Source organism: Streptomyces sp. NPDC059564, assembly GCF_042735575.1.
In the GTDB taxonomy this organism is placed as follows: Bacteria; Actinomycetota; Actinomycetes; order Streptomycetales; family Streptomycetaceae; genus Streptomyces.
The window spans coordinates 1-4592 of the sequence record NZ_JBHWBP010000482.1; the positions used below are offsets into that span (position 1 = coordinate 1).

General features: G+C 74.8%; 2 protein-coding genes. Both read right to left on the bottom strand.

Annotated elements, in window-relative coordinates; all coding sequences use genetic code 11:
• The coding region (locus tag ACFV0Q_RS38570) for an amidohydrolase (RefSeq protein ID WP_385012371.1) at positions 1 to 1696 on the bottom strand (1696 nt) is incomplete at its 3' end.
• Positions 1697 to 1888: 192 nt separating this feature from the next.
• A partial coding sequence (locus tag ACFV0Q_RS38575; RefSeq protein ID WP_385012369.1) for an AAA family ATPase occupies positions 1889 to 4592 on the bottom strand: 2704 nt, incomplete at its 5' end.

Here is a 4592-nt window from a genome sequence, read left to right on the forward strand (position 1 = left end):
ATGCGGGGCTCACCGGCGGCAGTTCCTCGTCGAGGCCCTCGTACTCGCCCGCGGCGTACACGATCCGGCCGCCGACGACCGTGAGCAGGGACTCGATGTGCGCGATCTCGGGCTCCGGCACGGTGAAGTAGTCCTCGGAGAGGACCGTGAAGTCGCCCAGGAATCCCGGGCGCAGGACGCCCTTCAGGTCCTGTTCGCCGGTGAGTTCCGCGCCCGCCGTGGTGAACATGGCGAGCGCGGTCCGCCGGTCGACCCGGTTGGACGGCGGGCGCACGAGGAGGTCGCCGACGGTGCGGCCGGAGACCAGCCAGTGCAGCGCGACCCAGGGGTGGTAGGTGGAGACGCGGGTGGCGTCGGTGCCCGCGCCGACGGTCAGGCCGCGCTCCAGCATGGCCCGGATCGGCGGCGCGTCGGCGGCGGCGCCGATGCCGTAGCGGCGGACGAAGGCCTCGCCCTGGAACGACAGCCGGTTCTGCACCGACAGGGCGCCGCCGAGCGCGGCGATCCGGTCCAGGCTGTCCGCGGTGACGGTCTCGGCGTGGTCGAAGAGCCAGCGGTTGCCGGCCGGGAACAGGCCCTCGGCGGCGAGCCGTTCGAAGACGCGGAGGTCCCGGCGGATGGTCTCGTCGTAGGTGGCGTGCAGCCGGAAGCCCCAGCCGTTCTCCATGAGGAGGCGCACGGCCTTCTCGAACTCCGCCTCGTAACCGTCGGCGAGTTCGGGGCGGGGCTGGGCGAAGTTCTCGAAGTCCGCCGCCGCCCAGGTGAGGTTCTCGCCGGCGCCGTTGAGCCGCAGCCACTCGTCGCCGTCCTCGGGACGGGCCGTCTCCACCCACCGGGTGAGGTCGGCGATCTCCTGGCCCGCGGTCTGCGGGAAGAGGTGGTAGGCGATGCGCAGCGACAGCTGTCCCGCCTTGGCGAGTTCGACGACCGTGGCGTAGTTGTCGGGGAAGTTCTGGAAGCCACCGGCCGCGTCGATGGCCGAGGTGAGCCCGAAGCGGTTGAGTTCGCGCAGGAAGTGCCGGGTCGACGTCTTCTTGTCCTCGCCGTCGAGGACCGGGGCCTTGGCGAGGGTCGAGTAGAGGATCAGGGCGCTGGGCGCCGCGAGCAGCATGCCGGTCGGCTCGCCGTCCCGGCCCCGTACGATCTGGCCGCCCCGGGGCTCGGGGGTGTCCCGGGTGAAGCCGGCGGCCCTGAGCGCCGCCCGGTTGAGCACCGCAGACTGGTACAGGTGCAGGACGAACACGGGCGTGTCCGGGGCCGCGGCGTTGAGTTCGGCGACGGTCGGCAGTCGGCGTTCCGCGAACTGCTCGGCCGACCAGCCGCCCACCACGCGCACCCACTGCCCCTTGGGGGTACGGGCGGCCTGCTCGCGCAGCATCGCCAGGCCCTCGTGGAGGCTGCGCACGCCGTCCCAGCGCAATTCGAGCACGTAGTTGAGGCCGCCGCGGATGACGTGGAGATGGGAGTCGTTGAGCCCGGGGGCGATCCGGCGGCCGAGCGCGTCGACGATCCGGGTCGCGGGGCCGACGTGGCCAGCCATGTCATGGTCGTCACCGACGGCGAGGACACGGCCGTCGCGGACGGCGATCGCCTGAGCGGCGGGGCGGGACGGGTCTCCCGTGTGGATCTTCGCGTTGCGGACGACGAGGTCCGCCGCGTTCTCGGTGGGGTGGGGCACCAGCCCCCCGACCGGCATCGTGGACACCTTCCGGAAACCTCCTGCACTGGGGACGGGGCGGGACGTGGCCGGACGGCACTGGGCGACCGACTCAAGATCCGCTTCGCCGCCACGCTAGGCCGGTACGCGGCGCCCGGCTTTCCCGAGAGCGCACAGGCACCGGCCGGGCAGCGCACAGCCCGCCTCTCGGGGCCGCGCGGTCCCCGCCCGTCAGTCGCGGTGGGGCAACCGGTCTAGTACGTCGCGCAGTTGGGCCCGACCCGTGATGCCGAGCTTCGGGAAGACCTTGCCCAGGTGGAATCCGATGGTCCGGGGAGACAGGTACAGACGGGCCGCGATGTCCCGGTTGGTCAGCCCCTCCGCCGCCAACCGCGCGATGTGCAGCTCCTGCGGGGTCAGCTCGGCGGCGGCCGACGGCGGCGCGCCGTCGGCGACGGACACGCCCGCCGCCCGGAGTTCGGAGGTCGCGCGCTCCGTCCACGGACGCGCGTCGAGCCGTTCGAAGATCTCCAGGGCCGTGGCGAGGAAGGGCCGGGCCTCGGCGGACCTGCGGCGCCGACGCAGCCACTCGCCGAAGTCGAGCTGGGCGAGGGCGTGTTCGAAGGGCCACCGGGAGGCCGCCGGGTCGGCGAGCGACGCGCGGAAGTGCGGCTCCGCCTCGTCCGGGTCGCTCAGCAGCGCCGTGGCCCGGTGCACGACGGAGGCGAGCCGGGCCGATCCGGGAGTGCCCAGGACGGCCGTCGTGGCGGTCAGTACGGCCCGGGCGTCGTCCTGGCGCCCGGCCCGGACGGCGGTCGCGGCCAGGTCCGCGAGGTGGTACGGCGAGGCGTGGTGATGGACGGGGAGCGGAGAGAAGTCCCGGGTGAACACCCGGCGCAGGTGCTCGTACGCCCCCTGGTGGTCGCCTTCCGCGAGTGCCGCGAGGCCGAGGGCGTGGCAATGCCGTACGTAGAGGCTGCGGGAGCCGCGCAGGTCGATGCCGCGCACGGCGTCGGCGGCGCGGGCCCGGGCCCCGGCGTGGTCGCCGCGGGCGGCCCGCAGGGCGGCCTGGAGGAGCGGGGCGCCGACGGCGACGTTGTCCGCACCGGCCTCCGTGGCCATGCAGAAGGCGTCCTCGGCGGCGGTCTCGGCCGCCGTCCAGGCCCCGCTCTCGAACAGGGCGAGGGCGAGGGCCTGCGTGACGGTGCAGTTGGTGCCGGCCGTGGCGGCGCGACGGTGGTGGTCCCGTGCCTGGCCGAGGAGGCGCCCGGCCGTCTCGGTCTCGTCCAGGATCCAGGCGGAGGCACCGAGGATGACCATGTCGGGGAGTGAGTCCTCACGCAGGTTGCCGACCAGATCGCCGAGCTGCTCGACGGCTGCCTCCCGCTCCGCGAACGGATCGGCGACCAGCCGCGACCACAGACTCCCGGTGTGCTGCGGCTGGGGCGGTATCAGCCGGCCGATGCGACGCAGCTCGGCGCGGTGGAACGGGTCGCCGGAGTTGTACGCCGGGGTCGAGCCGGTGCTCAGGGCGTTGAAGGCCAGCTCCGGCGCGGCCGTGGCCATCGCCTCCGCCACGGGCAGCAGGAAGCCGAGCGCGTCCTCGTGCCGCAGGGTCACCGCCAGAGACCAGCCGCCGAGCAGCGCGGCCTCGGAGCGCATCCGGGGGTCGTCCGTGAGACGGCCGACCCGGCCGGTGATCTCGCCGACCCACTGGGGATGACCGGCCAGCATGGCGTACGAGGCCGCGGAGAGCAGCCGCCCGGCGCGCCGCCCGGTGTCGGGGCTGAGGTCGGCGGCCCGTTCCAGGGCCTTGGCGGCGGCCCCGTATCCGCCGCGGCGCCGATGGCGTTCGGCGCTCTCCGCGAGGGCCGCCGCGATGTCCTCCTCCGGCCCGAGCGCGGCCGCGGCCAGATGCCAGGCGCGCCGGTCGGGTTCGCCGGCGTGGACCTCCGCGAGGGCCAGATGGGCCGCACGCCGGTCGGTGAACGTAGCGGCCTGGTAGACCGCCGAGCGTACGAGGGGATGGCGCATGCGCACGCGTCCGCCCTCCACCCGGACCAGTCCGGCCTGCTCCGCGGGCAGCCACACCCGGGCGTCGCCGTCGGGGAGCGGGGTGGCGTGCCATGCCTCCACCGGGGTGTCCGTACCGGCGGCCGCCGCCAGGAGCAGCGCGCGCCGGGTCGCTTCGGGAAGGAGCGGCAGGTCGGCGGCGAACAGCCGCTCCAGCCGCTTCGTGAGGGGCAACCCGTCGAGAGCGCCGACGAGGCCTGCGGCAGCGGACCCGGCGGAGGCTCGGGCCAGCTCGACGAGGGCGAGCGGATTACCGGCCGCCTGCTCCAGGACGAGGGTCCGGGCCTTGCCCTGCGGACGGAACGGCTGTGCGTCCAGCAGCAGTCCGGCCGCCACCCGGTCCAGCGGGCCGACCGCCAGATGCGCGAAGTCACGGTCGAAGCGGGCCGGCACCTCCTCCTCCCGCGCCGCGAGCAGCAGGGCGATCCGTTCCCCTTCCAGGCGCCGGGCGATGAACGCCAGCACGTCGAGCGAGCCGACATCAAGCCACTGGGCGTCGTCCACGGTGACGAGCAGCGGCTGCTCCGTCGCCACCTCGGAGAGCAGCGTGAGCGCGCCCATCCTGATCATCAGCGGGTCGGGTGCCTCCTGCCCGTCTCCGGCCGTGCCGAACACGCTCCGCAGGGCGTCGCGCTGCCGGGCGGGCAGGCCGTCGGCCGCGGCGAGTACCGGCCGCAACACCTGGTGGACCCCGGCGAAGGCCAGGTCCTGCTCACCCTCCGAGCCCCGCGCCCGCAGCACCCGCAGGCCGCGCGCCCCGGCCTCGGCGCCGGACCGGACCACGAGGGTGGTCTTCCCCGCCCCGGGCTCCCCGGTCAGGACGAGGACGCTCGGGCCGGTGGCGACGGCGTCGCCTCCCGCC